Origin of the sequence: Azohydromonas sediminis, assembly GCF_003574675.1 — a bacterium.
GTDB lineage: Bacteria > Pseudomonadota > Gammaproteobacteria > Burkholderiales > Burkholderiaceae_C > Calidifontimicrobium > Calidifontimicrobium sediminis.
On sequence record NZ_QOAZ01000106.1, the window covers coordinates 1 to 644 of the forward strand.

The following is a 644-nucleotide window of genomic DNA, read 5'->3' on the forward strand; positions in this document are numbered from 1 at the left end:
GCCAGTTGGGGTGGATGCGGTTCATGGCGTTTCTCCTGCGGGGTCGATGACTTCAATCACCCGCTGCGCATGTCGTTTGATGATTTCTCTGGCGCGGTCTACGGTTGCGGAGGTATTGCAGAAAAAGCACTGCACATAGAAAGGCATCCACCACCGCCTGAATTGCGCTTCGTATCCGTTGTAGTTGTCAGTCACGATGCGGTATCGCGTGCGGAACATGCTCATACCGCCTCCAGATCAACAAGACCCGACCCCTTGAGTTCCAGACCCGTCATCCAAGTCTGCCCCTGCCTCACCGCAACCCCATAGATTCGCGCATCGCTTGCTGTTGCGCTTGCAGAGCCGTATTCCTTCACCACCTTCCGCGTGGTCAGATCAACCACGTAGATATCGCTGTCGTTGATTGACTGCCGCGATGGCTGGGGAACTGCTGGGTTGGTTGCAAAGATGCGCTGGAATGTGTCGTGGACGTTGTTCATGCTCTGCTCCAATGAAAAAAGCCCGACTAAGCGGGCTGGGTTGTCAGTCTGTGTAGGCGATGAATCTGAACTTGCCGCCGCCGAATTGCTCGAAACGGCCGCCAAACGTCCCATCGACTTCTTTGCGGACCTCGGCTTGCGTCATCCCTTCCGGGTACACGCCCT

Annotated in this window: 2 protein-coding genes; both read right to left on the reverse strand. The window is 56.4% G+C overall.

Annotated elements, in window-relative coordinates:
- Positions 1–21 precede the first annotated feature (21 nt).
- Positions 22–225 (reverse strand): hypothetical protein, encoded by a 204-nt coding sequence (locus DRV96_RS18295; RefSeq protein ID WP_162911152.1) that lies wholly within the window; start codon positions 223–225, stop codon positions 22–24.
- Positions 222–479 (reverse strand): hypothetical protein, encoded by a 258-nt coding sequence (locus tag DRV96_RS18300; RefSeq protein ID WP_162911153.1) that lies wholly within the window; start codon positions 477–479, stop codon positions 222–224. The genes DRV96_RS18295 and DRV96_RS18300 overlap by 4 nt, the downstream gene beginning before the upstream one ends.
- Positions 480–644: the final 165 nt, after the last annotated feature.

Bases quoted from the DNA above. Each gene is read 5' to 3' on its own strand.
- DRV96_RS18295 (WP_162911152.1), bottom strand. From the start codon at position 225: ATGAGCATGTTCCGCACGCGATACCGCATCGTGACTGACAACTACAAC.
- DRV96_RS18300 (WP_162911153.1), bottom strand. From the start codon at position 479: ATGAACAACGTCCACGACACATTCCAGCGCATCTTTGCAACCAACCCA.